Origin of the sequence: Pseudomonas sp., from assembly GCF_048269965.1 — a bacterium.
Taxonomy (GTDB): Bacteria; Pseudomonadota; Gammaproteobacteria; order Pseudomonadales; family Pseudomonadaceae; genus Aquipseudomonas.
Map to the genome: position 1 here is coordinate 84,441 of NZ_JBLWTV010000014.1, position 21,824 is coordinate 106,264.

Annotated in this window: 24 protein-coding genes; 13 read left to right on the top strand and 11 right to left on the bottom strand. The window is 65.0% G+C overall.

Annotated elements, in window-relative coordinates; all coding sequences use genetic code 11:
* Positions 1–143: 143 nt before the first annotated feature.
* Complete coding sequence (locus ACN0X6_RS16635) at positions 144–755, bottom strand: TetR/AcrR family transcriptional regulator (RefSeq protein WP_417705587.1); 612 nt, start codon at positions 753–755, stop codon at positions 144–146.
* Positions 756–861: 106 nt separating this feature from the next.
* On the opposite strand from ACN0X6_RS16635, the gene ACN0X6_RS16640 reads away from it, so the two are divergent.
* Positions 862–1,818, top strand: a complete 957-nt coding sequence (locus tag ACN0X6_RS16640; RefSeq protein ID WP_417705589.1) for an SDR family oxidoreductase — start codon at positions 862–864, stop codon at positions 1,816–1,818.
* Between the two features lie 31 nt (positions 1,819–1,849).
* Positions 1,850–2,932 carry an alpha/beta hydrolase family protein gene (locus ACN0X6_RS16645; protein WP_417705591.1) on the top strand — a complete coding sequence of 361 codons (1,083 nt, stop codon included), beginning with the start codon at positions 1,850–1,852 and terminating at the stop codon, positions 2,930–2,932.
* 165 nt (positions 2,933–3,097) lie between these two features.
* Here ACN0X6_RS16645 and ACN0X6_RS16650 read toward each other — a convergent pair whose 3' ends face one another.
* Genes ACN0X6_RS16650 through ACN0X6_RS16665 form a run of 4 tightly spaced genes read right to left on the bottom strand, consistent with a single transcriptional unit; the run spans position 3,098 to position 6,718 of the window.
* Positions 3,098–3,691, bottom strand: coding sequence for an HAD family hydrolase (locus tag ACN0X6_RS16650; RefSeq protein WP_417705593.1), 594 nt, complete (start codon positions 3,689–3,691; stop codon positions 3,098–3,100).
* Positions 3,688–4,557, bottom strand: coding sequence for an acyl-CoA thioesterase II (gene tesB / locus ACN0X6_RS16655; protein ID WP_417705595.1), 870 nt, complete (start codon positions 4,555–4,557; stop codon positions 3,688–3,690). Before tesB ends, ACN0X6_RS16650 begins: the two co-directional genes overlap by 4 nt.
* The gene (locus ACN0X6_RS16660) at positions 4,554–6,161 is read right to left on the bottom strand and encodes a SagB/ThcOx family dehydrogenase (protein WP_417705596.1); all 1,608 of its coding nucleotides are present in this window, start codon (positions 6,159–6,161) and stop codon (positions 4,554–4,556) included. Before ACN0X6_RS16660 ends, tesB begins: the two co-directional genes overlap by 4 nt.
* The gene (locus tag ACN0X6_RS16665; protein WP_417705598.1) at positions 6,158–6,718 is read right to left on the bottom strand and encodes a GNAT family N-acetyltransferase; all 561 of its coding nucleotides are present in this window, start codon (positions 6,716–6,718) and stop codon (positions 6,158–6,160) included. Before ACN0X6_RS16665 ends, ACN0X6_RS16660 begins: the two co-directional genes overlap by 4 nt.
* A gap of 271 nt (positions 6,719–6,989) precedes the next feature.
* Between ACN0X6_RS16665 and trhA the strand changes: the two genes are divergently transcribed.
* From trhA to ACN0X6_RS16685, 4 genes are all read left to right on the top strand, one after another.
* Complete coding sequence (gene trhA, locus ACN0X6_RS16670; RefSeq protein WP_417705600.1) at positions 6,990–7,607, top strand: PAQR family membrane homeostasis protein TrhA; 618 nt, start codon at positions 6,990–6,992, stop codon at positions 7,605–7,607.
* A gap of 196 nt (positions 7,608–7,803) precedes the next feature.
* Entirely contained in the window at positions 7,804–8,886 is a 1,083-nt protein-coding gene (locus ACN0X6_RS16675) for an L-dopachrome tautomerase-related protein (protein ID WP_417705602.1), read from the top strand.
* A gap of 251 nt (positions 8,887–9,137) precedes the next feature.
* Complete coding sequence (locus tag ACN0X6_RS16680) at positions 9,138–10,058, top strand: histone deacetylase (RefSeq protein ID WP_417705691.1); 921 nt, start codon at positions 9,138–9,140, stop codon at positions 10,056–10,058.
* A gap of 60 nt (positions 10,059–10,118) precedes the next feature.
* The gene (locus ACN0X6_RS16685) at positions 10,119–10,943 is read left to right on the top strand and encodes a class I SAM-dependent methyltransferase (protein WP_417705604.1); all 825 of its coding nucleotides are present in this window, start codon (positions 10,119–10,121) and stop codon (positions 10,941–10,943) included.
* A gap of 15 nt (positions 10,944–10,958) precedes the next feature.
* On the opposite strand, the gene ACN0X6_RS16690 is transcribed toward ACN0X6_RS16685, so the two are convergent.
* Positions 10,959–12,092, bottom strand: a complete 1,134-nt coding sequence (locus ACN0X6_RS16690) for an aminotransferase class V-fold PLP-dependent enzyme (RefSeq protein WP_417705606.1) — start codon at positions 12,090–12,092, stop codon at positions 10,959–10,961.
* Between the two features lie 113 nt (positions 12,093–12,205).
* On the opposite strand from ACN0X6_RS16690, the gene ACN0X6_RS16695 reads away from it, so the two are divergent.
* The 4 genes from ACN0X6_RS16695 (at position 12,206) to ACN0X6_RS16710 (ending at position 15,591) form a co-directional block, all read left to right on the top strand.
* Complete coding sequence (locus tag ACN0X6_RS16695) at positions 12,206–13,441, top strand: TIGR03862 family flavoprotein (protein WP_417705608.1); 1,236 nt, start codon at positions 12,206–12,208, stop codon at positions 13,439–13,441.
* A gap of 254 nt (positions 13,442–13,695) precedes the next feature.
* Positions 13,696–14,697 (top strand): response regulator, encoded by a 1,002-nt coding sequence (locus ACN0X6_RS16700; protein ID WP_417705610.1) that lies wholly within the window; start codon positions 13,696–13,698, stop codon positions 14,695–14,697.
* 4 nt (positions 14,698–14,701) lie between these two features.
* Positions 14,702–15,139 carry a PAS domain-containing protein gene (locus ACN0X6_RS16705; protein WP_417705612.1) on the top strand — a complete coding sequence of 146 codons (438 nt, stop codon included), beginning with the start codon at positions 14,702–14,704 and terminating at the stop codon, positions 15,137–15,139.
* Between the two features lie 89 nt (positions 15,140–15,228).
* The gene (locus ACN0X6_RS16710; protein ID WP_417705614.1) at positions 15,229–15,591 is read left to right on the top strand and encodes a VOC family protein; all 363 of its coding nucleotides are present in this window, start codon (positions 15,229–15,231) and stop codon (positions 15,589–15,591) included.
* Positions 15,592–15,670: 79 nt separating this feature from the next.
* Here ACN0X6_RS16710 and ACN0X6_RS16715 read toward each other — a convergent pair whose 3' ends face one another.
* From ACN0X6_RS16715 to ACN0X6_RS16725, 3 genes are all read right to left on the bottom strand, one after another.
* Positions 15,671–17,014 carry a DEAD/DEAH box helicase gene (locus tag ACN0X6_RS16715; protein WP_417705616.1) on the bottom strand — a complete coding sequence of 448 codons (1,344 nt, stop codon included), beginning with the start codon at positions 17,012–17,014 and terminating at the stop codon, positions 15,671–15,673.
* A 186-nt stretch (positions 17,015–17,200) separates the two neighbouring features.
* A complete protein-coding gene (locus tag ACN0X6_RS16720; RefSeq protein ID WP_417705618.1) occupies positions 17,201–17,803 on the bottom strand; it encodes a PolC-type DNA polymerase III in 603 nt (200 codons plus the stop codon).
* 152 nt (positions 17,804–17,955) lie between these two features.
* A complete protein-coding gene (locus ACN0X6_RS16725; RefSeq protein ID WP_075749683.1) occupies positions 17,956–18,435 on the bottom strand; it encodes an NYN domain-containing protein in 480 nt (159 codons plus the stop codon).
* Positions 18,436–18,536: 101 nt separating this feature from the next.
* Here ACN0X6_RS16725 and ACN0X6_RS16730 point away from each other — a divergent pair, with 101 nt between their 5' ends.
* From ACN0X6_RS16730 to ACN0X6_RS16740, 3 genes are all read left to right on the top strand, one after another.
* Positions 18,537–19,022 carry a YbaK/EbsC family protein gene (locus ACN0X6_RS16730; RefSeq protein WP_417705621.1) on the top strand — a complete coding sequence of 162 codons (486 nt, stop codon included), beginning with the start codon at positions 18,537–18,539 and terminating at the stop codon, positions 19,020–19,022.
* A 63-nt stretch (positions 19,023–19,085) separates the two neighbouring features.
* On the top strand, positions 19,086–19,754 hold the full coding sequence (locus ACN0X6_RS16735; RefSeq protein WP_417705623.1) for a hypothetical protein: 669 nt from the start codon (positions 19,086–19,088) through the stop codon (positions 19,752–19,754).
* Between the two features lie 33 nt (positions 19,755–19,787).
* Positions 19,788–20,225 carry a VOC family protein gene (locus tag ACN0X6_RS16740; RefSeq protein WP_417705625.1) on the top strand — a complete coding sequence of 146 codons (438 nt, stop codon included), beginning with the start codon at positions 19,788–19,790 and terminating at the stop codon, positions 20,223–20,225.
* A gap of 9 nt (positions 20,226–20,234) precedes the next feature.
* On the opposite strand, the gene ACN0X6_RS16745 is transcribed toward ACN0X6_RS16740, so the two are convergent.
* Both ACN0X6_RS16745 and ACN0X6_RS16750 read right to left on the bottom strand, forming a co-directional pair.
* Positions 20,235–20,978 carry a substrate-binding periplasmic protein gene (locus ACN0X6_RS16745; protein WP_417705627.1) on the bottom strand — a complete coding sequence of 248 codons (744 nt, stop codon included), beginning with the start codon at positions 20,976–20,978 and terminating at the stop codon, positions 20,235–20,237.
* A complete protein-coding gene (locus ACN0X6_RS16750) occupies positions 20,978–21,823 on the bottom strand; it encodes an SDR family oxidoreductase (RefSeq protein WP_417705629.1) in 846 nt (281 codons plus the stop codon). Before ACN0X6_RS16750 ends, ACN0X6_RS16745 begins: the two co-directional genes overlap by 1 nt.
* Position 21,824: the final 1 nt, after the last annotated feature.

The window sequence follows — 21,824 nt, forward strand, 5'->3', positions numbered from 1 at the left end:
GCGCGTAACCCGCTTCAAGGACGACCTTATCCAACGCGCCGCCCCCGCAGTCTTTGCGGGGGCGTTTTTTTGGTTCTTCACAAAGTTTGGGGAAAGTGCGGGTTGATACCGGACTGGCAATTAAGTGTTAGCTGCCGGTGCAGTCAGAGTTCGGACTTGAGCGTCTCGAACGCTTCCTCGAGATAACTGGCCACGGGCCTGGGCTGACCCACCTGCTCCTGCCAGGTCTGGATCGCCAGGCGCATGGCGCCCAGAGACGCCATGGCCACCACACGCAGGGTCATGCGCCGCTCGGGTTGGCGCCATACCTCGCAGAGCGTGGCGAACAGCTGCCTCTCCTGCTCGGCGTAATGCGCCTGCTTGCGTGCCAGCAGCGACTCGCTGGAGCGCATCAGCCGGTCGATGGCCGCCATCTGCTCGGTGGTGTAGCGGGAAATATGACTCACCAATACATCGCGCACGGCGTCCAGCGGTGCGATATCCGGCGACACCTGCAGCAGCTCGCCATGGATGCTGGCCCAGCCGGCCTCCTGCCAGGACAGGATGACGTCATCCTTCGACTTGAAATAGGAAAAGAAGGTACGCCGCGAGATACCAGCCTCGGCGGCAATCGCGTCGAGCGTGGTGCTTTCGTAACCATTTGTGAGAAACAGCTGCAGCCCGACCTCGGCGATACGCTGCCGAGTAGCCCGGCGCTTGCGCTCTCGCAGGCCTTCGGCAGGTGCATTGCCCTCGGGAGGGAGAGATTCGGACATTCCAATAGCCTATTGCGATAATTGCACTGAGTGCACTAATGTTTGCACTCAGTGCAGTTATTTATACATTCAGATTAGCGCCCCATTCTGAGGCAAGGCAACGATCATGGCCAACTGGACCACTTCCGACATTCCCTCGCTACAGGGTCGCACCGCCGTCATCACCGGTACCGGTGGGCTCGGCTTCGAAGACGCAAAAGTCCTGGCCGAGGCGGGAGCACGGGTGATACTCGCCGGCCGCAACCCTTCTCGCGGCGAGGCTGCCGTCGAGCAGATCCGTCAACTCACTCCGGGTTGCGACGTCTGCTTCGAGCAGCTGGACCTGGCCAGCCTCGACTCCATCGACGCGTTCGCCAAACGCCTTGGAGAGTCCGATGGCCACCTCGACCTGCTGATCAACAACGCCGGCGTCATGACACCGCCGCAGCGCCAGGAGACGGCCGATGGTTTCGAGCTGCAGCTCGGTACCAACCACCTCGGCCACTTTGCCCTGACCGCACAGTTGTTAACGCTGCTGCGCAAGGGCGACCAGCCGCGCGTCGTCAGCCTTTCGAGCATCGCCGCCAGGCAAGGCGCCATCGACCTGGGCGACCTGCAATCTACCCGCGACTACAAGCCGATGGTCGCCTACAGCCAATCCAAACTGGCCTGCCTGATGTTCGCCCTGGAGCTGCAGCGCCGCAGCAACGCGGCTGGCTGGGGTATCCGCAGCATCGCGGCACATCCGGGTGTGTCACGTACCGAACTGCTGCCCAATGGCGCCGGCAAGTGGAGCGCGGCCGGCAGTGCCCGACGTTTTCTCTGGTTCCTGTTCCAGCCAGCGGCTCAGGGCGCGCTGCCAACACTGTTCGCCGCCACTGCCGCGCAGGCTCAGGGCGGCGCCTACTACGGCCCGAACAGGCTGAGCGAAACCCGCGGTTACCCCGTGCTCGCCAGAACGCCTCTGCAGGCCATGGACCTGGGTATGGCCAGACGCCTGTGGAACGAATCCGAACGCCTCACCGGCCTGTCATTTCCCGCCGCGCCTTTGCGGGTCACCAAGCCCTACCAACTCTTTCCATAGTCTGAACCGCCGCCAGGGAACCCGCACCACGATGAACTCGACTCCGAAGTACCACGCCAACACCGACGACATTGCTGGTTGCGCAGTCGCCGACCTCACCGCACAGCCACAGCACAGAGGCTGGAAGCTGCTGGCAAGCGCATTGCTGGCCATGCTGGCCGTGTCGAATACGGCCACGGCCAATACCACCGAAGCAGAGGAGCCGACCTACGCAATCAGCGATTTCGACTGGCTCGATCAATCCCGCTCGCGCGCCGTTCCGGTACGCCTTTACTGGCCGGCCAACGTACAGCCAGGCGCCAGCGTGCCACTGGTGGTGTTCTCCCATGGCATCGGCGGCTCACGCAAAGGCTACAGCTACCTCGGCAAGCACTGGTCGAGCCACGGCGTCGCCAGCTTGCACGTGCAGCATGTCGGCAGTGATTCCACGCTGTGGCGGGGTAACCCGTTCGCCGTGGTGGAGCGCCTGCACGATGCCGCCCAGGAAAGCGAAGCGATGGCCCGCGCCAGCGATGTGAGCTTCGCCCTCGACCAGATGCTTTCCGCTGCGACAGGGAAGATGGGCGCTGCGGTCGACCCACAACGCATCGTCGTCGCCGGGCATTCCTACGGCGCCAACACGGCGCTGCTCACGGCAGGGGCACAGGTGGTCAGGGACGGCCAGGTCATCAGTTATCGCGATCCGCGCTTTGCCGCTGCGGTGATCATCTCGGCCCCGCCGTTCTACGGTGAGTACAACCTGACAGCGGTGCTCGGCCAGGTCTCGGTACCGACCCTGCATGTGACCGCCACCGATGACGTGATCCAGATTCCGGGCTATCGCTCTGGCGCGGATGATCGCCTGGCGATCTACGATGCGGTGGCCAACCCGACCAAGTTTCTGGCGGTATTTCGCGATGGCTCCCACAGCATCTTCACCGATCGCGCGTTCACTGGCGGCCCCTCGCTCAACGCCAAGACCAAGGCAGCCACGGCCGACCTGAGCCTGGCTTTCCTCGATCTGGTATTTCGCGGCGATGGCGCGGCACTGACGCAGTGGCGCAGCGACTGGCAACCCATCCTCGCTCAGGCTCGGGGCATGGACACCACCTCGCAGCAAGCCCTCAGCAACTGAGGCATTGCAGATCAGCGATGCCAGAAAGCGATTGCACCTAGCCTGCGTCAAGAACGACCTTGTCCAATGCGCCGTCCCCACAGTCCTTGCGGAGGCGCTTTCTTGCTACTGGCGGCTTCCCCGTAACCCGGATGAAATCCGGGGGCCGTTGGCGCTGTTCCGCGCTCAGCTCAGCCCTGCCAACAGCTGCGCACAGTCCTGCGCATGCAGCTCGGTCAGCTCCGGCCAGGGGTTGTCCGGCAGGTTGACCAGTACGCTGCGCGCGCCGGCGGCCTGCGCGCACTCCAGGTCGAAGCGGTAGTCGCCGACCATTACCAGCTCACGCGGCGCAACGCTCCAGCGCTCGGCCAGGTGCAGCAATCCGCCCGGATGGGGTTTGGGCGGCGCTTCATCGCGGCCGAGAACGTCCGCCGTGGCGAAGCAGTCATCCAGGCCGATGGCCTGCAGCGTCAGCAGCGCCAGTTGGTAAGCATTGCGGGTCAGGATGCCGAGCTGGCAGCCGCGCTCGCTCAGGGCACGCACCAGCTCGATGGCACCTGGTGCCGGGCGCGAGGCCACCGCCAGCTCGCGCTCATGCTCGAGCAGCCAGGCATGCTTCTGCGCGGCCTCCTCCGCCGGCAGCGCCGCCAGGTGATGGAGAATGTCATCCTCCTGGGGAATGCCCAGCGTCCGCTTGATCGCCGGAAAATCGTGCACCGCCAGGGTCAGGGTGCCGTCCATGTCGAACACCCAGTGACGCGCCTCACGCAGTGTCTTCACTTCCAGTCCTCGCGCACACGGGTCAAGCCTTCCTGGGCGACGGAGGCCACCAGTTCGCCCTGGCGGTTGTAGATACTGGCGCGGGAGAAACCACGGGCATTGCCGGCCCAGGGGCTATCCATGGCGTACAGCAGCCAGTCGTCCATGCGCAGGTTGCGGTGGAACCACAGCGAATGGTCGAGGCTGGCCACCTGCATGAACTTCTGGAACACCGACACGCCGTGGGGCTGCATCGAGGTGGTCAGCAGGTTGAAGTCACTGGCGTAGGCCAGCAGGTACTTGTGCAGCTGCGGGTCGTCCGGCAGCTCGCCGGCGGCGCGGAACCACACGTACTTGACCGGCTCGCACGGCTGCGGGGCAAAGGGGTTGATCAGGGTGACCGGGCGAATCTCGATAGGCTTGTCGCTGATCGCACGCTCGCGCATGCGCTCGGGAATCATCGGCGCGACCATGCGCGCCAGCTCGGTTTCCGACTTCAGATCCTCGGGGCCGGGGACGTCCGGCATCTGGCTCTGATGGTGAAAACCTTCCTCGTCGTACTGAAACGAGGCGCTGCAGAAGAAGATCGGCTTGCCCTTCTGCACCGCCACCACGCGGCGGGTACTGAAGCTGCCGCCATCGCGGGTGCGCTCGACCTGGTAGACCACCGGCAGGCTGGCATCGCCCGGGCGCAGGAAGTAGCCGTGCATGGAGTGCACGTGGCGCGCTTCCTCGACCGTCTGACTGGCGGCGGAAATGCACTGGCCAAGCACCTGGCCGCCGAACAGCTGGCGAAAACCGAGATCCTGGCTGCGGCCACGGAACAGGTTTTCCTCGATCTGCTCCAGGCTGAGCAGCGCCACCAGATCATCGAGAACCTGAGTCATGGGGTATCGTCTCCTTGCACGGGGGGTATACGCGATTGCGGGTAGGCCGGCAGCGATGTGAGGCGTTCATCCCACACGGCGCGGCCAAGGGTGAAATGGTAAAGACTTTGCCAGTCGCTGTCGGCATCGCCGAGCAATTCCCGCAAAGCATCGTCGAAATAACACCCGATGCCAGTGCCGGAAAGCCCGGCCGCTTCGGCCTCCAGATAGAGCACCTGACCAATCTGGCCACATTCCCAGTAGAGCCGTGGATAGCGCCAGGCGCCATCCGCCACGGCGCGCTCCACTCGCGCCAGCATGGCCAGGGCGACACAGCCGTCGGCGGCAATGTCCTGGCCGCAACTGAGAAAACCCGCCAGGCCACGGGCGTCGCCTTCGAGCAGACGATACAGCGGCAGCTCCTCGTCCACCCGCTGCCACAGGTAATCCTCGCGTAGCGGCTGCACACCGCTGCCCGTGCGATCCAGCCAGTACAGACCCGGCGCCAGGCCCTGCACGCGATGGACGAACAGCAGCAGGTCGATCTCGCTCGGCTCACCGGTGACGGCGAATGGCAGCGGCGATTGCACCGGCATCAGGCGGCGCAGCCAGGCCAGCAGCAGTGCAGCCTGAATACCGCTGCGGCCGTCCATGCTCTGCGCACTGCGCCGGCGATGCAGGATGGGCCTCAAGGGCAGGCCGGGGTTGTCATTGCGAACACCAGCAGCATCCACGCTCCAGGCGGCGCGAGGACGTGCCGGTGCACGGCACAGCCCATGTATGCGCTGCAGCTCGGGCCAGTGGCGATAGTCGCGTGACAGGCGATTGGGCACACCGGCCCGCTCGAGCTGCGCCAATGCCGTCAGCAGAGTCTCGGGCAGCGCAAACTCCATCGCCTGCGCCGGGCCGATCCACAGCAGACAGTCGCCGTGTTCGGCCTCATGAAAGCCCTCATCATCCAGCCCCAGCAAGCCGTCCAGACGCACTTCGGCCAGGCCGTGCAGCATGCGCACCTGCCAGCCCTGCACGCTGGCAGCGATGGCCAACGCCGCCAGGGCATGCCCCAGGTCGTGCTGACAATAACGATAAGCCCGCTCGCCGTACTTCCAGGCTTCGCGCCAGACGATGCTGCTCAGGCCCAGGAGAAAACCACCCGGCGGCAGGCTGTTGGCAAGCTGCTGGCCGAGCGGCGCAGGCAGGTCGCTGCGCACCTCCAGCGCATGCAGATCCGGGGCATAGTGGGCCAGCACAGCGCTCTCATCCACGACGCCCGGCGGCAGCAGCAGATAAGCCTCGGTCGGGTGCAGGTTGCCGGATGACGGATTGATCCGCAGCGCCCAGCGGCTGCCGCCGGCCTCCTTCCAGGCGGAAATGGCCAGGCTGTCGTACAGCAGCTGCGAGACGCTGGCGCGACCCAGTGGTGCGGCCGACGTTTGCGCTCCGGCGAAAGCGCAGTCGTAAGCCGGTCCCTCCTCCAGCGGACGGTGGTACAGCTCGATCAGCCGGGCACCCGCGTAGCGGCGAAAGGGCGCCGGCTGGGTCGCCCAATCCAACTGCCCGGGCCCCGGTGCGAAACGCTCGGGAGCATGTTTGCTGAGCTGGTGGTAAGCGAGCACGTCGGTCATCGCTGCGCTTGCCATTGATCGCGGCGGATGCGATAGAGCACGTGCGGCTGCAGCGGATGACCGGCCGGCACGCGCGGATGGAGAAAATCGCCGCTCTCGTCGCGCTGCATACCGATGCTGCGCATCACCGCCTGCGACGGCAGATTGGCCGGTACGGTGAAACTCAGTACCTCGTCCAACCCAAGCTGCTCGAATGCCACGGCCAGTGAAGCGCCCGCCGCCTCGCTGGCATAGCCCTGACGCCAGTGCGCCCGCGCCAGACGCCAGCCGATTTCCACAGCCGGCACGAACGGCGCGTCGAAACCGACCAGGGCCAGGCCGGTGACGCCGATCAGCTCGCCAGTGTCGCGCCGCTGCAGCGCCCAGAAGCCAAAATCGTGCTCATCGAAATGCGCACGGATGCGCGCCAGCATTTGCGCGCTCTGCTCGGCGTCCAGGGGTGCGGGAAAATGACGCATCACCTCGGCGTCGGCATTGAGTGCGACCAGCGCCGGCAGGTCACTGTCGCGCCAGGTGCGCAGCAGCAGGCGCTCGGTGGAGGTTTCGATCAGGGACATGGCGATTGTCTCGATTGGCTGCGACCATATGGCGTCGACTCGATGAGCACTCATTGTAAGCCGCTACAGCCCGCCTTTCTCGCCTGCTGCGCGAGCACCTGGTCGACAGCGGCCTGACCACCGATGCCGAGCCGCATCGTCTCGAACGGTATCCAGCGGTGGGCCTCGCCCTCCGGCTATATCGCTTGCTACAGGGCTGGCGAGCTGTGATACGAAAACCCGCGCAGAAAAGGTCTGGCAAAGCCAGGCGTAACGGAAGACGGCAGATAGCATGTACCACGGAGAAAAATTCAACGCCTGGAGCCACCTGATCGGCGCCGTGCTGGCGGCCATCGGTGCGGTATGGCTGCTGGCACTGGCCAGCGCCACGGGCGACGTCTGGAAGATCGTCGCGGTGGCCATCTACGGCGTCACCCTGGTATTGCTGTACAGCATCTCCACGCTTTACCACAGCCTGCGCGGCCCGGCGAAACGGGTGATGCAAAAGCTCGATCACCTGTCGATCTACCTGCTGATCGCCGGCAGTTACACCCCTTTCTGCCTGATAACCCTGCGCGGCCCGTGGGGCTGGAGCTTGTTCGGTATCGTATGGGGCCTTGCGCTGATCGGCATGCTGCAGGAAATCAAACCCCGCTCCGAAGCACGCGTGCTGTCGTTGATCATCTACGCGGTGATGGGCTGGATCGTGCTGGTGGCGGTAAAGCCCTTGATCGCCGCCCTGGGCATGACCGGTTTCACATGGCTGGCGGCTGGCGGCGTGCTCTACACCGTGGGCATCATCTTCTTCGCCTACGACAGCCGCTTTCGCCATTGGCATGGCATCTGGCACCTGTTCGTCATGGCGGGCAGCCTGCTGCACTTCGTGGCGATTCTGTTCTACGTGCTGTGACGACTTTCTTGCGCCGATTGAAAGACGTTCAACCTGGCCAGTCTTTTTCATCCTTGCTGATAAAGCCAAACTGAGCCTCACTGCCTACCGGCCTCAGGGCGGATACTCGACGCCATCAATCACCGAGGCAGCCGCAACGGCGGATAACGCTTGTGCAGCGCGTTCGCCCTTCCCAGCGCACAACAGGAAACCTGTCATGACGTCTCTTTCTCACCCCATCCGCCGGGCAGCCAGCGCCACCCTGCTGGCTCTTTCCATAGCGTTCTTCAACTCGGCCCTTGCTGCCAAGGTCGGCGACCTGGAAGTGGTCGCCGAACTGCCGATCCGCCCCGGCAACGTCGCCCCCAGCGCGGACAACCGGGTGTTTGCCACGGTCCATCCCTTCGGCTCGCCCGCTGCCGCTCAACTGATCGAGATCACTGGCCGCGACAGCTACAAACCCTGGCCCAGCAGCGCGGTGCAACGCGGCACCGCCGCTGCCAACGATGCGCAGATCGATACGCCGCTGGGCATCGCCATCGACGGCAAGAATCGCCTGTGGATAACCGACATGGGCCTGAACCTGGGCAAGACACGTCTGTGGGGCTTCGATGTGGCGACTGGCAGCGAGCTATATCGCATCGAGCTGCCTGCCGATATCGCGCCCAAAGGCAGCTTCATCCAGGATCTGGCCGTCGACGACGACGCCGGCTGGATCTACCTGGCGGACATCGCCAACCCCGGCCTGATCGCCGTGGAAATCAGCAGCGGCAAGACGCGGCGCTTCAGCGGCCATGCCGCGCTGCAAGCAGAGCCCGACGCGAGGATGGTCATCGGCGGCGTGCCGATTCAGTTCCAGGGCAAACCTGCCAACGTGGCGGTGAATCCGATCACCCTGTCGGCCGACCATGCCACCCTGTACTTCGGCGCCATGAACGGCAAGAGCTGGTACTCGTTGCCCAGCAAGCTGCTGCGTGACGGCGCCAGCGACGAGCAGATCGCGGCTGCCATCCAGCGAGTCGGCGCCAAGCCCGTTTCCGACGGTGCCGGCACCGACGCCAAGGGCCGGCATTTTTTCACCAACCTCAACGACAATGGCATCGACCTGCTCGATACCGACGGCGCGCTCAAGCCGCTGGTACGCGACGCCCGACTGGACTGGCCGGACAGCGTACATGTGGGTCACGACGGCTGGCTGTATATCTCGGTCAACCAGCTGTACAAAACCCCGGCCTTCACCGGTGGCACCGACAGCGGCAAACCGCCTTATCGCGTGATGCGCGTGTGGCCGGGAGAATAAGGCAGCAGATCGCACCACTGCCCGCATCGTCCGTGCCCTGACGGGGATCATCGTACCCACTGTGCCTATCGGTTTGATCACCGATTACACCGCCAGGCCATTCCCACAGCACCGACCCTGTCCGGTGCTGTGGACGAGTGGACGTCAGTGCAGAGAGTCAGTTGTCGCTCGAAGAAGGTTTCGATCAGGGGCATGGCGATTGTCTCGATTGGCTGCGACCATAGGGCGTCGATTCGATGAGCACTCACTGCATGCCGCTACCGCTGGTCTACCACGAGGATTACAGCCCGCCCTTTCCGGCCGGACATCGTTTCCCCATGGAAAAATTCCGCCTGCTGCGCGATCACCTGGTCGACAGCGGCCTGACCACCGATGCCGAGTTGCAACGCCCCGAACTGTGCCCGGCGGAGGTTCTCGCCCTGGTTCACTGCCCCGACTACATCGCCCGTTACATGGCCGGCGAGCTGTCACATGAAGACCAGCGCCGCCTCGGCCTGCCTTGGAGCGATGCCCTGGCGCGGCGCACCGTGCGCGCCGTGGGCGGTTCGCTGCTGACCGCCGAATTGGCGCTGCGTCACGGCCTGGCCTGCCACCTGGCTGGCGGCACGCACCACGCGCACTACGACTTTCCGTCAGGCTTCTGCATCTTCAACGACCTGGCGGTGATCGCCCGCTACCTGCTCGAAGCCGGCCGCGTGCACCGGGTACTGATCTTCGATTGCGACGTTCATCAGGGCGACGGCACCGCGCGGCTGCTGGAAGACGAGCCGGATGCCGTTACCGTGTCACTGCATTGCGAGCAGAACTTCCCGGCGCGCAAGGCGCAGAGCGACTGGGACATCCCCCTGCCGCGCGGCATGGGCGACGTGGACTACCTGAAGGTGGTGGACGACATACTCAATTACCTGCTGCCGATCTATCAGCCGGACCTGGTGCTCTACGATGCGGGCGTCGACGTGCACAAGGACGATGCCCTGGGCTACCTGCAACTCACCGACGCGGGCCTGGCGGCTCGTGACGAAGCCGTGCTGCAGCACTGCCTGGGCCGCGACATTCCGGTGCTGGGGGTGATCGGCGGCGGCTACTCGAAGGACCACGCCGCACTCGCCCGCCGCCACGGCATCCTGCACCACAGCGCGGCGAAGGTGTGGGCGGCGCGCGGGCTGGGTTGACCTGCATGCCCGGCGACACCTTGGCATAATCGCGTTTTGTCACTTCATGGAAACAGCGTCATGGATGACTCATTCGAGCTGAACAAGGCCAACTGGAACGAACGCGCCGCACTGCACGCGGCCTCGCCCGACTATCAGGTGCAGAAATTCATCGAGTCGGCCGAACACCTGTCCGATGTCGTGCGCTTCGATCTGCCTCGCCTCGGAGATATCCAAGGGCTGGAGGCGCTCCATCTGCAATGCCATATCGGCACCGATACCCTGTCACTGGCCCGCCTGGGCGCGCGGCTTACCGGCCTGGACTTCTCCTGCGCCTCGCTGGAGCAGGCGCGCCGCCTGGCTGACGCCTGCCTGCAGCGCATCTACTTCGTCGAAGCCTCGGTCTGCGATGCGGCACAAGCGCTCGACGAGCGGCGATACGACCTGATCTACACGAGCATCGGCGCCCTCAGCTGGCTGCCACGCATCGATGATTGGGCGCGCAATGTTGCGGCGTTGCTCAAGCCCGGTGGGCGCCTCTTTCTGCGCGAGGCGCATCCCGTTCTGCTGAGCCTGGACGAGACGTGCGTGGATCAATTGCGCATCGCCCATCCGTACTTCGAACACCGCGAACCGCTGGTCTGGGATGACGAGCAAACCTACGTGCAGACCGAAGCGACGCTCACAGCCAGCGTTACCCACGAATGGAATCACGGCCTGGGTGAGATCATCTCGGCCTTGCTGCGCCATGGCATGACGCTCACCGCCCTGGAAGAACACGAGTGCCTGCCCTGGGAAGCCCTGCCCGGGCAGATGCAGTTGGGCGCAGACGGCGAATGGCGTCTGCGTTCACGGCCCGAGCGCCTGCCGCTGAGCTACACGCTGCAGGCCGTGAAGAATCGCTGACGAGCAGAGCCGTGATTAGCCGGCCAGCACCCTGTCCAACGCCTGCTCCAGAGTGGCCACGGTGCGGTCGATGTTGCCGAGTTTGTCCAGCCCGAACAGGCCGAGGCGGAAGGTCTGAAAGTCCGCCGGCTCGTCGCATTGCAGCGGCACGCCGGCGGCGATCTGCAGGCCGATGGTGGCGAACTTGGCGCCGGTCTTGATCTGCGCGTCATCGGTGTAGCAGACCACCACCCCTGGCGCCTCGAAGCCCTCGGCCGCGACGCTGTTGAAGCCACGCGCCGCCAGCAGTGCGCGCACCCGGTCACCGAGTTCCTGCTGTTGCTGACGTACGCGGTCGAAACCGAGGGTCTTGGCCTCGAGCATGGCATCGCGGAAACGCGCAAGGGCGTCGCTGGGCATGGTGGCGTGGTAGGCATGGCCGCCCTGCTCGTAGGCCTGCATGATCTGCAGCCACTTCTTCAGGTCGCAGGCGAAGCTGGTGCTCTGGGTCGATTCGACACGCGCCTGAGCCGCTTCACTCATCATCACCAGGGCGCAGCAAGGCGAGGCGCTCCAGCCTTTCTGCGGGGCGCTGATCAGCACGTCGATGCCACAGGCCTGCATGTTCACCCAGAGGGTGCCGGAGGCAATGCAATCGAGCACGAACAGGCCGCCGACGGCGTGCACCGCGTCGCTCACCGCGCGCAGGTAGTCGTCCGGCAGGATCATGCCCGAGGAGGTTTCCACATGCGGGGCGAACACCACCTGCGGCTTCTCGGTGGCGATGGTAGCCAGCACTTCGTCCAGCGGCGCCGGGGCGAAGGCCGCCTGCGGGCCGTCAGCGACCGGGCGCGCCTTGAGCACCCGCGCCTCGGCAGGAATCCGGCCCATGTCGAAGATCTGCGTCCAGCGGTAGCTGAACCAGCCGTTGCGGATCACCAGGCACTTCTGAGCGGTCGCCAACTGCCGCGCCACCGCTTCCATGCCATAGGTGCCGCTGCCCGGTACCACCGCCACGGCATGGGCGTTGTAGACCTGTTTCAGGGTGGCGGAGATATCGCGCATCACGCCCTGGAACGACTGCGACATATGGTTCAGCGAGCGGTCGGTGTAGACCACCGAATATTCGATCAGGCCATCGGGATCGATGTCAGGGCAGATCTGGGACATAACGGACTCCAGCCGAAAAGGTTCGACCAGAACCTGCCCTAAGCCTGAGCAAATGACAAGGCCGGGGAGCACTCGGGTAGAATACGCAGCCGTTCCCTGACCGCCCCGCCACCATGACCACACACAGCCCGACCACCGCTCATCACGTCGCCATCATCGGCGGCGGCCCTGCCGGGCTGATGGCTGCCGAAGTGCTGGCACAGGGCGGCGTGCGCGTGGAGCTGTTCGATGCCATGCCCTCGGTGGGGCGTAAATTCCTGCTGGCCGGCGTCGGCGGCATGAACATCACCCACTCCGAGCCCAGGGACGCCTTCATTGGTCGTTATGGCGAGCGTCAGGCCGACGTCGCGGCGCTGCTGCGCGAGTTCGACGCCGATGCCCTGCGCAGCTGGATTCATGGTCTGGGCATAGACACCTTCGTCGGCACCTCCGGCCGCGTATTCCCCACCGACATGAAGGCCGCGCCGCTGCTACGCGCCTGGCTGCGCCGCCTGCGCGAACTGGGCGTCACGATCCACACGCGCAGCCGCTGGCTGGGCTGGAACGCCGATGGCAGCCTGCGTATCGCTGGCCCGGATGGTGAGCACGCACTGGCCGCCGATGCCTGCCTGCTGGCACTGGGCGGCGGCAGCTGGGCGCGGCTGGGTTCCGATGGCGCCTGGGTGCCCCTGCTGCAAGCGCGCGGCGTCGAGGTGGCGGCGCTGAAACCGAGCAACTGCGGTTTCGAGGTGGCCGGCTGGAGCGATCATCTCAGGGAAAAATTCGCTGGAGCGCCGCTGAAGAACGTCGCCCTCGGCCTGCCCGGCCAGGCGCCTCGCATCGGCGAGTTCGTGCTGACTGCCGGCGGTATCGAAGGCAGCCTGGTGTACGCCTTTTCCGCAGACATGCGCCGCGCCATCGAGGCCGATGGCCAGGCACTGATCCACCTCGACCTGCTGCCACAGATGCCGCTGGCCAGGCTGCAACAGGCGCTGGCCAAACCACGCGGCAAACACTCGATGGCCAAGCACCTGCATCGCCAGGCCGGCCTCGATGGGGTGAAGGCCGCCCTGCTGCGCGAGCTGGCACCCGCTGAAACCTTCGCCGATCCAGCCGCACTGGCAGCGTGGATCAAGGCGCTACCAATCACCCTGGTGCGCACCCGACCGCTGGACGAGGCAATCAGCTCCGCTGGCGGTGTGCCCTTCGCGGCGTTGGACGATGGACTGATGCTCAAAGGGCTACCCGGCGTGTTCTGCGCTGGCGAGATGCTCGACTGGGAAGCGCCCACCGGCGGCTACCTGCTGACCGCCTGCTTCGCCAGCGGGCGGGTGGCAGCGCGGGGCATGCTGCGCTGGCTGAGTCCGTAGGGCGGGGGCAACCCGCCACTTTGATCCGGCGAGTTTCACCCGCCCTACGCAGGAAAACCGCTGTGCCCTCACGTAGCTGACCGTTTTTGGTGGGCTGAAGCCCACCCTACCGACTGGCTGAGTCCGTAGGACGGGTGCAACCCGCCACCATGGTCTGGCGAGTTTCACCCGCCTATGCCTGAAAACCGCTGTGCCCTCACACGGGCTGCGTCTATGCTCAGAATTGGCGCTTCCCACACAGGTAATTCCCCGCCGTGATCCCGCTGCTGGTCTGCGACGACTCCAACATGGCGCGCAAGCAATTGATCCGCGCGCTGCCGGCTGAGTGGCCGGTTTCCCTCAGCCAGGCCAGCAACGGCGAAGAGGCGCTGGCATCGATCCGCCAGGGCCTGGGCCAGGTCATGCTGCTCGACCTGACCATGCCGGTGCTCGATGGCTACCAGACCCTGGCCGCACTGCGCGCTGAAGGGCTCAGCAGCCAGGTCATCGTGGTGTCCGGCGACGTCCAGGAAGAAGCCGTACGCCGCGTGCGTGAGCTGGGCGCCCTGGCCTTCCTCAAGAAACCCGCCGACCCCGAGATCCTGCGCCAGACGCTGATCGACCTGAAGCTGTTCGACCCGCAGGCCACGCCAGCGGCGCAGGCCCAGGCCGCTGCGCTGTCGGAACTCAAGGTCAGCTTCCGCGATGCCCTGCGCGAAGTCAGCAACGTCGCCATGGGTCGCGCCGCCGCGCTACTGGCCAAGGTACTGGGTGTATTCGTGCAATTGCCGGTGCCGCAGGTGAACATCTTCGAAGTCAGCGAACTGCACATGACCCTGCTCGACGCCCAACGCGGCGAGCGCTTCAGCGCCATCTGCCAGGGTTTCATCGGCGAGGCCATCGCTGGCGAGGCGCTGCTGCTGTTCCATGACTCGGAAGTGGACGACATGGCGCGCCTGCTCGGCTGGCAACCGGAGAACGAAGCGCAAAGCTCGGAGATGCTGCTGGACCTGGCCAGCATCCTGATCGGCGCCTGCCTGGCCGGCGTCGCCGAGCAACTCGACTTACGCTTCTCCCAGGGCCACCCGCAGTTGCTCGGCCAGCATGCCAGTCTCGACCAGCTCATCCAGATCAACCGCCAGCGCTGGCGCAAGACCCTGGCCGTGGAGATCAGCTACAGCCTGGAAGGCCATGCCATCCACTTCGACCTGCTGTTGTTGTTCACCGAAGATTCGATCAAACGTCTGACCGACAAGATCGGCTACCTGATGGAGTGAGGCGATGCCCACGCAGATCGATATCAAGGAGGTTCACTGGCTGCTCGACATCGTGCAATGCATCGACGTCGGCGTGGTGGTGCTCGACCGCCAATACCGCGTCGAAGTGTGGAATGCCTTCATGGAGAACCACTCCGGGCTGGGCCCGGACAAGGTACAGGGGCGCTCGCTGTTCGAGCTGTTCCCGGACATCGACCGGCCCTGGCTGGAGCGCAAGGTGGAAAGCGTGGTGCAGCTGGGCACTCGCGCCTTCAGCCTGTGGCAGCAACGCCCGTACCTGATGCGTTTCAAGAGTTACCAGCCGATCACCGGCCAGGCCGATTTCATGTACCAGAACGTCACCCTGCTGCCGCTGGCCGGCCAGCCGGTGGAACACGTGTGCCTGGTGATCTACGACATGACGGCGGCGGCCGTGGCGGCACGAGCGCAACCGGCTCGATAAAAACGTCGTAGCCCGGATGCAATCCGGGGCCGGTGCCAGGTGCTCCCGGATTGCATCCGGGCTACGGCTCTGACGAAAAAGGGATTTACATGCTGCGCAGCGTTGAACTGAAAACCTTCGTCCCGGCACGGGACTTCGAACTGAGCAAGGACTTCTACCAGACGATGGGCTTCAAGCTCGGCTGGGCGGACGAACAGCTGGCCTACTTCAGCCACGGCGAGCACTGCGCCTTCCTGCTGCAGAACTTCTACGTGAAGGAACAGGCGGAGAACTTCGTCATGCACCTGCTCGTGGAAGAAGTCGATGCCTGGTGGGCGCAAATTCAGGCAGCCCGCCTGGATGAGCGGTTCGACACGCGGCTGATCGCGCCGCAGGATCAGCCCTGGGGCATGCGCGAGTTCATGGTGTTCGACCCCAGCGGCGTGCTGTGGCGAATCGGCCAGAACACCTGAGCCTCATTGGCGGACAAGCTTCGCGTTGTCCGCCCTACGCACTGTCGCGGCTAAAGCCCCTCCCACATGGCAAGACCCCCTATTTCTTGCCGCCCTTGGGCTTGCTGCCGAAGCTCGGCACCTTGCGCACCGCCTTGGCCTTGGGCTTGGCGTCTTCATCCTCGAACCAGCGGCCGAGGTGGATATTGCCCTTGCCGGCAGGCTTGGCCGCACCTGGGATCAGCTTCTGCTTGGGCTTCTTCGGTTTCTTCAGCACCTGGCCGCCGACCGCCGTCTGCGGTACGCGGTGATCGGGAATGAAGTCCGGCTCGTCGACACGCTTGATCAATTGCTGGGTCAGGTTCTCGATAGCCGCCAGCTGATCCACCTCGTCGGCGCAGACCAGGGAAATCGCCTCACCCGTAGCGCCAGCACGCCCCGTGCGGCCGATGCGGTGTACGTAGTCTTCGGCATTGATCGGCAGGTCGAGGTTGACCACCAGCGGCAGGTCGTCGATGTCCAGGCCACGCGCGGCCACGTCGGTGGCCACCAGAATCTGCACCTCGCCGGCCTTGAAGCGTTCCAGTGCACGCAGGCGGCTCGGCTGTGGCTTGTCGCCGTGAATCGAATCAGCAGACACGCCCATCGCCAGCAGTTCCTGTTCGAGCTGATCGACGCCCTTGCGGGTCTTGGCGAACACCAGCACCTGGCCCCAGCGGTTTTCCTGCAGCAGGTGCAGGAACAGCTCGCTCTTGCGCTTCTTGTCCACCGGAATCAGCCACTGTTTGACGCTCTTGGCGGCGGCGTTGCGTGGGCTTACTTCCACCGACAACGGGTCGCGCAGCAACTCGCCGGCCATCTGCCGGATGGCATCGGAGAAGGTGGCGGAGAACAGCAGGGTCTGGCGCTTTTTCGGCAGTGCGCTGAACAGCTCGTCCAGCTCGCGGGCAAAACCCAGGTCGAGCATGCGGTCGGCCTCATCCAGCACCAGGGTCTGCAACTGGGAGAACTTCACCGCGTTCTGCCGATACAGGTCCAGCAGCCGCCCCGGCGTGGCCACCAGCACATCGACGCCCTTGCGCAGTTTCATCATCTGCGGGTTGATGCTGACGCCGCCGTACACCGCATAGCTGGTCAGGGGCAGGTGCTGGCCGTAGCTCAAGAAGCTCTGCAGTACCTGCTCGGCCAGTTCGCGGGTTGGCGTCAGCACCAGCGCACGCACGCTGTTGCTGGCGACCTGCGGGCCTTCCAGGGTCAGGCGCTGCAGCAGCGGCAGGGCGAAACCAGCGGTTTTGCCGGTGCCAGTCTGCGCCGCGGCCATCAGATCACGGCCCTTGAGTACGGCTGGGATGGCCTGAGTCTGCACCGGGGTCGGCATCTGGTAGTCGAGATCAGCAAGGGTATGCAGCAACGGCTCGATCAAACCGAGGGAGGCGAAGGTCATGAAGGGTAACCGCAGGAAGTAGAAGAACTGGCGAGTAGTTTACCCGTTCACACCCGCCGTAGGAGCGGCTGGGCGGGATTCCGTTTCAGTCGCGAAATTCTGACGGCAAACCACAGAACCGTAGGAGCGGCTTTAGCCGCGATAAAAGCTCGCGGCTGAAGCCGCTCCCACAGGTACGAGGCAAGCTCAGCAGGCCGCGGCCAGCAATGCTCGCACCTTGGCGGCGGAGAGGTTCTGCAACTGACAGAGAAACGCATGATCGGCCTGGTGCCGACCATGGCGCTCGCGCAGCAGGCCGAACAGGTGCAACGTCAGGTTCGCCGCCATCTCGGCATCGGCCAGGGCGCGGTGAGCGCGGCCGGTATCCGGCAGGCCGGCCCAGGCGTTGAGATTGCCCAGCTTGTGGCTCGGCGCCTCGGGCAGCAGACGTCGCGACAGCAGCAACGAGCAGGCGAAGGGCTGCGCACGACGACGGCGCACCCGCGCCAGTTCGGCGTCCCAGAACTTCTGGTCGAAAGAGGCATTGTGCGCCAGCAGCGGCCGCTCGCCGATGAAGTCGGCCACCTCGTTCATCACCTGATCAGACGGCGGCGCCTTGCGCAGCATGGCGTTGCTGATACCGGTGAGCTGCTCGATGAATGGCGGCACCCAGGCGCCGCTATTCATCAGGCTCTGGTAGCGGTCGACGATGCGCCCATCCTCGATGATGGCCACGCCGATCTCGGTGGCGCGCGCCTGGCTCGGCGACACGCCGGTGGTTTCGAAGTCGATGACGGCGATGGATTCCAACTAGAACCTCGGAGCTTTTGAAGAAGTCGTCGCGAACGCAGGCAGGTCGCGTTTCGCCTGCGCGCAGCAAGCGGAGTGTATTGAAATGCATGAGCATTGCGAGCAGAGCCGAAGCGCGGGATGCCGAGCGCAGTAGACCTGCTTACAAGTTCTCAGTGATTGCGCAGCAACAGTTCACCCTCGATGGGCACGTACAAGCTGGCGGCGCGGATCAGCGACTGCGCCGTCAGCCCGGGCGCGCCATAGGCGATGGCCTCGACGCCACGGCTGCGCACGCGCTCGAGCAGCAAGTCGAAATCGCCATCGCCAGAGGCCAGGACGATTTCGTCGACGCGCTCGACGGCATCGAGCACGTCGATGGTGATGCCGACGTCCCAGTCGCCCTTGGCCGAGCCGTCGCTGCGCTGGATGTAGGGTTTGAGCTTCACGGTGAAGCCCAGCTTGCGCAGGATCTGCTGGAACTGCTGCTGCTTGGCGTCGCCACGGTCGATGGCGTAGGCATACGCTTCGACGATCACACCACGGCGACTGACCTCGGCCCACAGCACGCTGTAGTCGAAGTGGCAGCCATAGACCTGGCGCACCGTGTAGTAGAGGTTCTGCACATCGGCGAATACGGCGATCTTCTTCACCGGGAGTCCTCGGGGGCAACGAAGGCGCCAGTATGCCAGAGCCGGGCCACGGATGCGGCCGGGGCTGGCCCGGGCGCGGCGCAGACCCTATCCTTGCCGCCATGACGCCTCTACAACTGCTTTGCCAGCGCAATCTCGAACTGCTGCAACGCCTGGATATCGCTCATCGCCTGGTCGAACACGAGCCGGTGCTGGATTACCCCACCGCCCATGCCGTGCGCCAGCGTTTTGGGCTGCGCGGCGTGGAGAGCAAGAGCCTGTTCCTGCGCACCGGTGCACAGCACTACGCCATGCTGATCACCCTCGAAGGCGCCCGCGCCGACTGGGCCAGGCTCAAAGCGCTGCTCGGCAGTCGCCCGCGCATCGCCAGCGACGAGGAACTGATCGAGCACACCGGCTGCGTGCCGATGTGCGCCTGTCCGTTCGGCCATGACGCTGGCATCCCCCTGCTGATCGACCGTGCGGTGCTGGCCTGCGACTTTCTGCTGTATTCACCCGGCCCGCCCGAGCTGACTCTGGAAGTGCCTGGTAACGAACTACCGCGTCTGCTCGCCGCACTGCCCAACGCGCAGCTGGAGTACCCTTGAACTCATTCGACTGCCCCGGCGAACGGCTACAGCGCCCACGCCCACACACTTGGTAACCTGCCGATGAAGCCTCTGTCCGTCCTGCGCGACGCCTGGTTTTTCTCCAGCCACAACCTGCTGGCCATTGCCCGCCTGACCCTGCCGCTGTTGCTGCTCGAGGCCATCGCCCAGACGATCCTCGCCGCCCAGCTCGGCGAAGGCGCCAACCCGGCCTACGGCGTGCTGCTCGGCATTCTCTTCTACCCGCTGTATGCCGCGCCGCTGATCCTCTTCCTGCACGCGCGCAGCATCGGCCAGACACCCGCCAACGCGCCGCTGTTCGCGGCCGGGCTGCAGCTGTGGCCGACCTTCGCCCTGATGACCGGATTGAGCACCCTGGCAATCATGCTCGGTCTGTCGCTGTTCATCGTGCCGGGCATCTGGCTCATGATGCGCCTGGCTTTCTCCGAGCTGATCCTGGTACTGCGCCAGGAGCCGCCGCTGCGCGCACTGCAGGCCAGTTTCACACTGACCGAAGGGCGCTTCTGGCCGGTGTTCGCCTGCCTGGCCAACGTGCTGGTGCCGTTGTGGCTGCTCGACTGGTGGACGCAACCCAACCCGAGCGACACCCTGCTGTGGGTGTTGCATCAGACCGGCAACGGCTTCCTGCAGCTGTTCGCCATCGTGGTGCTATTTCGCCTGTTCATGTTGCTCGAACCGCAGCAGGCGGCGAATAGCGAGAACAGTGACTAGGCTTGCAGCTTTGGCCCGATCAAGGAGAGCGCCATGAGCGAAACGAACCCCAGCATCCTGTCCCACGTGTCCATCGGCACCAACCACTTCGGCGCCGCCAGCGCCTTCTACGCCAAGGTGCTGGCCACTCTCGGTTGCCGGGAAATCATGCGCCATCCCGGGGCGGTGGCCTTCGGCCGCGAGTACCCGGAGTTCTGGGTGCAGACGCCAATCAATGGTCAGCCGGCGACGCTCGGCAACGGCAGCCACTTCGGCTTCGTCGCCCCGGACAAGGCCTCGGTACATGCCTTTCACGAGGCGGCGCTGGCAGCCGGCGGCACGGACGAAGGCCAGCCAGGCCCGCGCCCGGACTACGGCGAGCCCTACTACGGTTGTTTCGTCAGGGACCTCGACGGCCACAAGATCGAGGCGGCTTACTGGGATATGGAGCTGATGTACGAGCTGTACGTCGAGCCACACGATCATGGCTGACAGGGCCTGCTATTGATGCGCCACCACCACCTGGTAACGCCGAGCCGCTCGCGCTACCCAACCCTCGCGTAGCAGGGTCTGCAGCGCAGCCGCAAGTTGCGGCAGACGCTCCAGGCGCTGACGGGAAAACCCGATGTAGAGATCGGTGCGCGCCTCGGGACGGTAGGCAGCCTTGACGATGCGACCGCCCAGTTCGGGGGTCAGCAAGGCGTAGTCGACCTGGCAGTCGGTGCCCACCAGCACGTCGATACGACCGCGCACGAGCATCTGCAGCAACTGGCTCTCGTTACTGACACCGACCTTGTTCAACGCCTGATCGCCATCGAACGGCTGGAAGTACACCGACTCCAGCACATGGCCGATGCGCAGCCCGCGAAGCTTCTCGTAGTCGTCCAGGCGCGCAGCCAGCACCGGATTGGCGTAGAAACGCGGCGAGCAGGCGTAGTAAGGCGCATCCAGATACTGGATATAGCGCTCACGCTCCGCCGTCCTGGCCAGCCCGGTCATCAGGTCGGCCTTGCCCTGCTCCAGCGCAGCCAGGCCTCTCGCCCAGGGCGCCCGCTCCACGTCGAAACGCAGCCCGGTGCGCCGTGACAGTTCGGCCAGCAGATCGATATCCAGGCCCTGCAACTGACCGTTCTCGTCTTCCATGCGAAAGGGCGGCCAGAGGTCGGTCATCACCCGCAGGGGTTCGCCTTCGCCAGCACGGCACAGAGGCGCCAGGATCAGCAGTGCGAGCAGCCAGAGGCGCATCAATTGCGCCCCGAACGCTGCGGCCGCAGCCCGGAAAGCCGCGGCAGCAGCACCCGCTCGAACAGCCTCGGGAAGAAGCGCGCCAGCACCCGGGCGCGCCAATCGACGTTGGACAACACCAGCAGACGCCGACGCTTGAGCGCCCCATGGTAGATGGCCTCGGCGACATCCTGCGGCGAAGCCACCTTGCCCATCGCCAAGGGTGGCTGGGCGGCCACCGAGCCGTCACCGACCAGGGCATTCTTGCGCAGATCGGTCGCGGTAAAGCCAGGGCACACCAGCATCACGTTCACACCCGAGCCCTTGAGCTCAAAGCGCAGTGTCTCGAACAAGCCGTGCAGCGCGTGCTTGCTGGCGTTGTAAGCGCTGCGATAGAGCAACGGCGCGATGCCCGATAGCGAGCTGAGCACGATGATCTGCCCGCCCCGCGCAATCAGGCTGGGCAGCGCTGCCTGAGTGCAGTGCAGCGCACCGAAATAGTTGACCGCCATGACCCGCTGGAAGACCTCCAGACTGGTCTCGGCGAAGGTGCTGCGATGAGTGATGCCGGCATTGTTGACCAGCACATCGATGCCGCCGAAACGCTCCACTGCCAGCGCCACGGCGCGCTGCACCGCCTCGGCGTCAGCGACGTCGCAGAGCAGGCCCAGAGCCTCGGCGTTGTGATGATCGACCAGGTGCTGCACCAGGCTGTCCAGCGACGCCTGCTGCAGATCGAGAATCACCAGCCGCGCACCGGCCTGGGCCAAACGCATCGCCAGGGCGCGACCGATGCCGGCACAACCTCCCGTGATGAGTACGACCTTGCGGTCGAACACCTTGTTGGCGAATACCTTGCGATACATG

Excerpts from the sequence above, each read along its gene's own strand:
- ACN0X6_RS16640 (WP_417705589.1), top strand. The coding sequence starts at position 862 with ATGGCCAACTGGACCACTTCCGACATTCCCTCGCTACAGGGTCGCACC.
- ACN0X6_RS16750 (WP_417705629.1), bottom strand. The coding sequence starts at position 21,823 with ATGTATCGCAAGGTATTCGCCAACAAGGTGTTCGACCGCAAGGTCGTA.
- ACN0X6_RS16665 (WP_417705598.1), bottom strand. The coding sequence starts at position 6,718 with ATGTCCCTGATCGAAACCTCCACCGAGCGCCTGCTGCTGCGCACCTGG.
- trhA (WP_417705600.1), top strand. The coding sequence starts at position 6,990 with ATGTACCACGGAGAAAAATTCAACGCCTGGAGCCACCTGATCGGCGCC.
- ACN0X6_RS16685 (WP_417705604.1), top strand. The coding sequence starts at position 10,119 with ATGGATGACTCATTCGAGCTGAACAAGGCCAACTGGAACGAACGCGCC.
- ACN0X6_RS16710 (WP_417705614.1), top strand. The coding sequence starts at position 15,229 with ATGCTGCGCAGCGTTGAACTGAAAACCTTCGTCCCGGCACGGGACTTC.
- tesB (WP_417705595.1), bottom strand. The coding sequence starts at position 4,557 with ATGACTCAGGTTCTCGATGATCTGGTGGCGCTGCTCAGCCTGGAGCAG.
- ACN0X6_RS16675 (WP_417705602.1), top strand. The coding sequence starts at position 7,804 with ATGACGTCTCTTTCTCACCCCATCCGCCGGGCAGCCAGCGCCACCCTG.
- ACN0X6_RS16735 (WP_417705623.1), top strand. The coding sequence starts at position 19,086 with ATGAAGCCTCTGTCCGTCCTGCGCGACGCCTGGTTTTTCTCCAGCCAC.
- ACN0X6_RS16705 (WP_417705612.1), top strand. The coding sequence starts at position 14,702 with ATGCCCACGCAGATCGATATCAAGGAGGTTCACTGGCTGCTCGACATC.
- ACN0X6_RS16715 (WP_417705616.1), bottom strand. The coding sequence starts at position 17,014 with ATGACCTTCGCCTCCCTCGGTTTGATCGAGCCGTTGCTGCATACCCTT.
- ACN0X6_RS16645 (WP_417705591.1), top strand. The coding sequence starts at position 1,850 with ATGAACTCGACTCCGAAGTACCACGCCAACACCGACGACATTGCTGGT.
- ACN0X6_RS16740 (WP_417705625.1), top strand. The coding sequence starts at position 19,788 with ATGAGCGAAACGAACCCCAGCATCCTGTCCCACGTGTCCATCGGCACC.
- ACN0X6_RS16635 (WP_417705587.1), bottom strand. The coding sequence starts at position 755 with ATGTCCGAATCTCTCCCTCCCGAGGGCAATGCACCTGCCGAAGGCCTG.
- ACN0X6_RS16690 (WP_417705606.1), bottom strand. The coding sequence starts at position 12,092 with ATGTCCCAGATCTGCCCTGACATCGATCCCGATGGCCTGATCGAATAT.
- ACN0X6_RS16730 (WP_417705621.1), top strand. The coding sequence starts at position 18,537 with ATGACGCCTCTACAACTGCTTTGCCAGCGCAATCTCGAACTGCTGCAA.
- ACN0X6_RS16745 (WP_417705627.1), bottom strand. The coding sequence starts at position 20,978 with ATGCGCCTCTGGCTGCTCGCACTGCTGATCCTGGCGCCTCTGTGCCGT.
- ACN0X6_RS16660 (WP_417705596.1), bottom strand. The coding sequence starts at position 6,161 with ATGACCGACGTGCTCGCTTACCACCAGCTCAGCAAACATGCTCCCGAG.
- ACN0X6_RS16680 (WP_417705691.1), top strand. The coding sequence starts at position 9,138 with ATGCCGCTACCGCTGGTCTACCACGAGGATTACAGCCCGCCCTTTCCG.
- ACN0X6_RS16695 (WP_417705608.1), top strand. The coding sequence starts at position 12,206 with ATGACCACACACAGCCCGACCACCGCTCATCACGTCGCCATCATCGGC.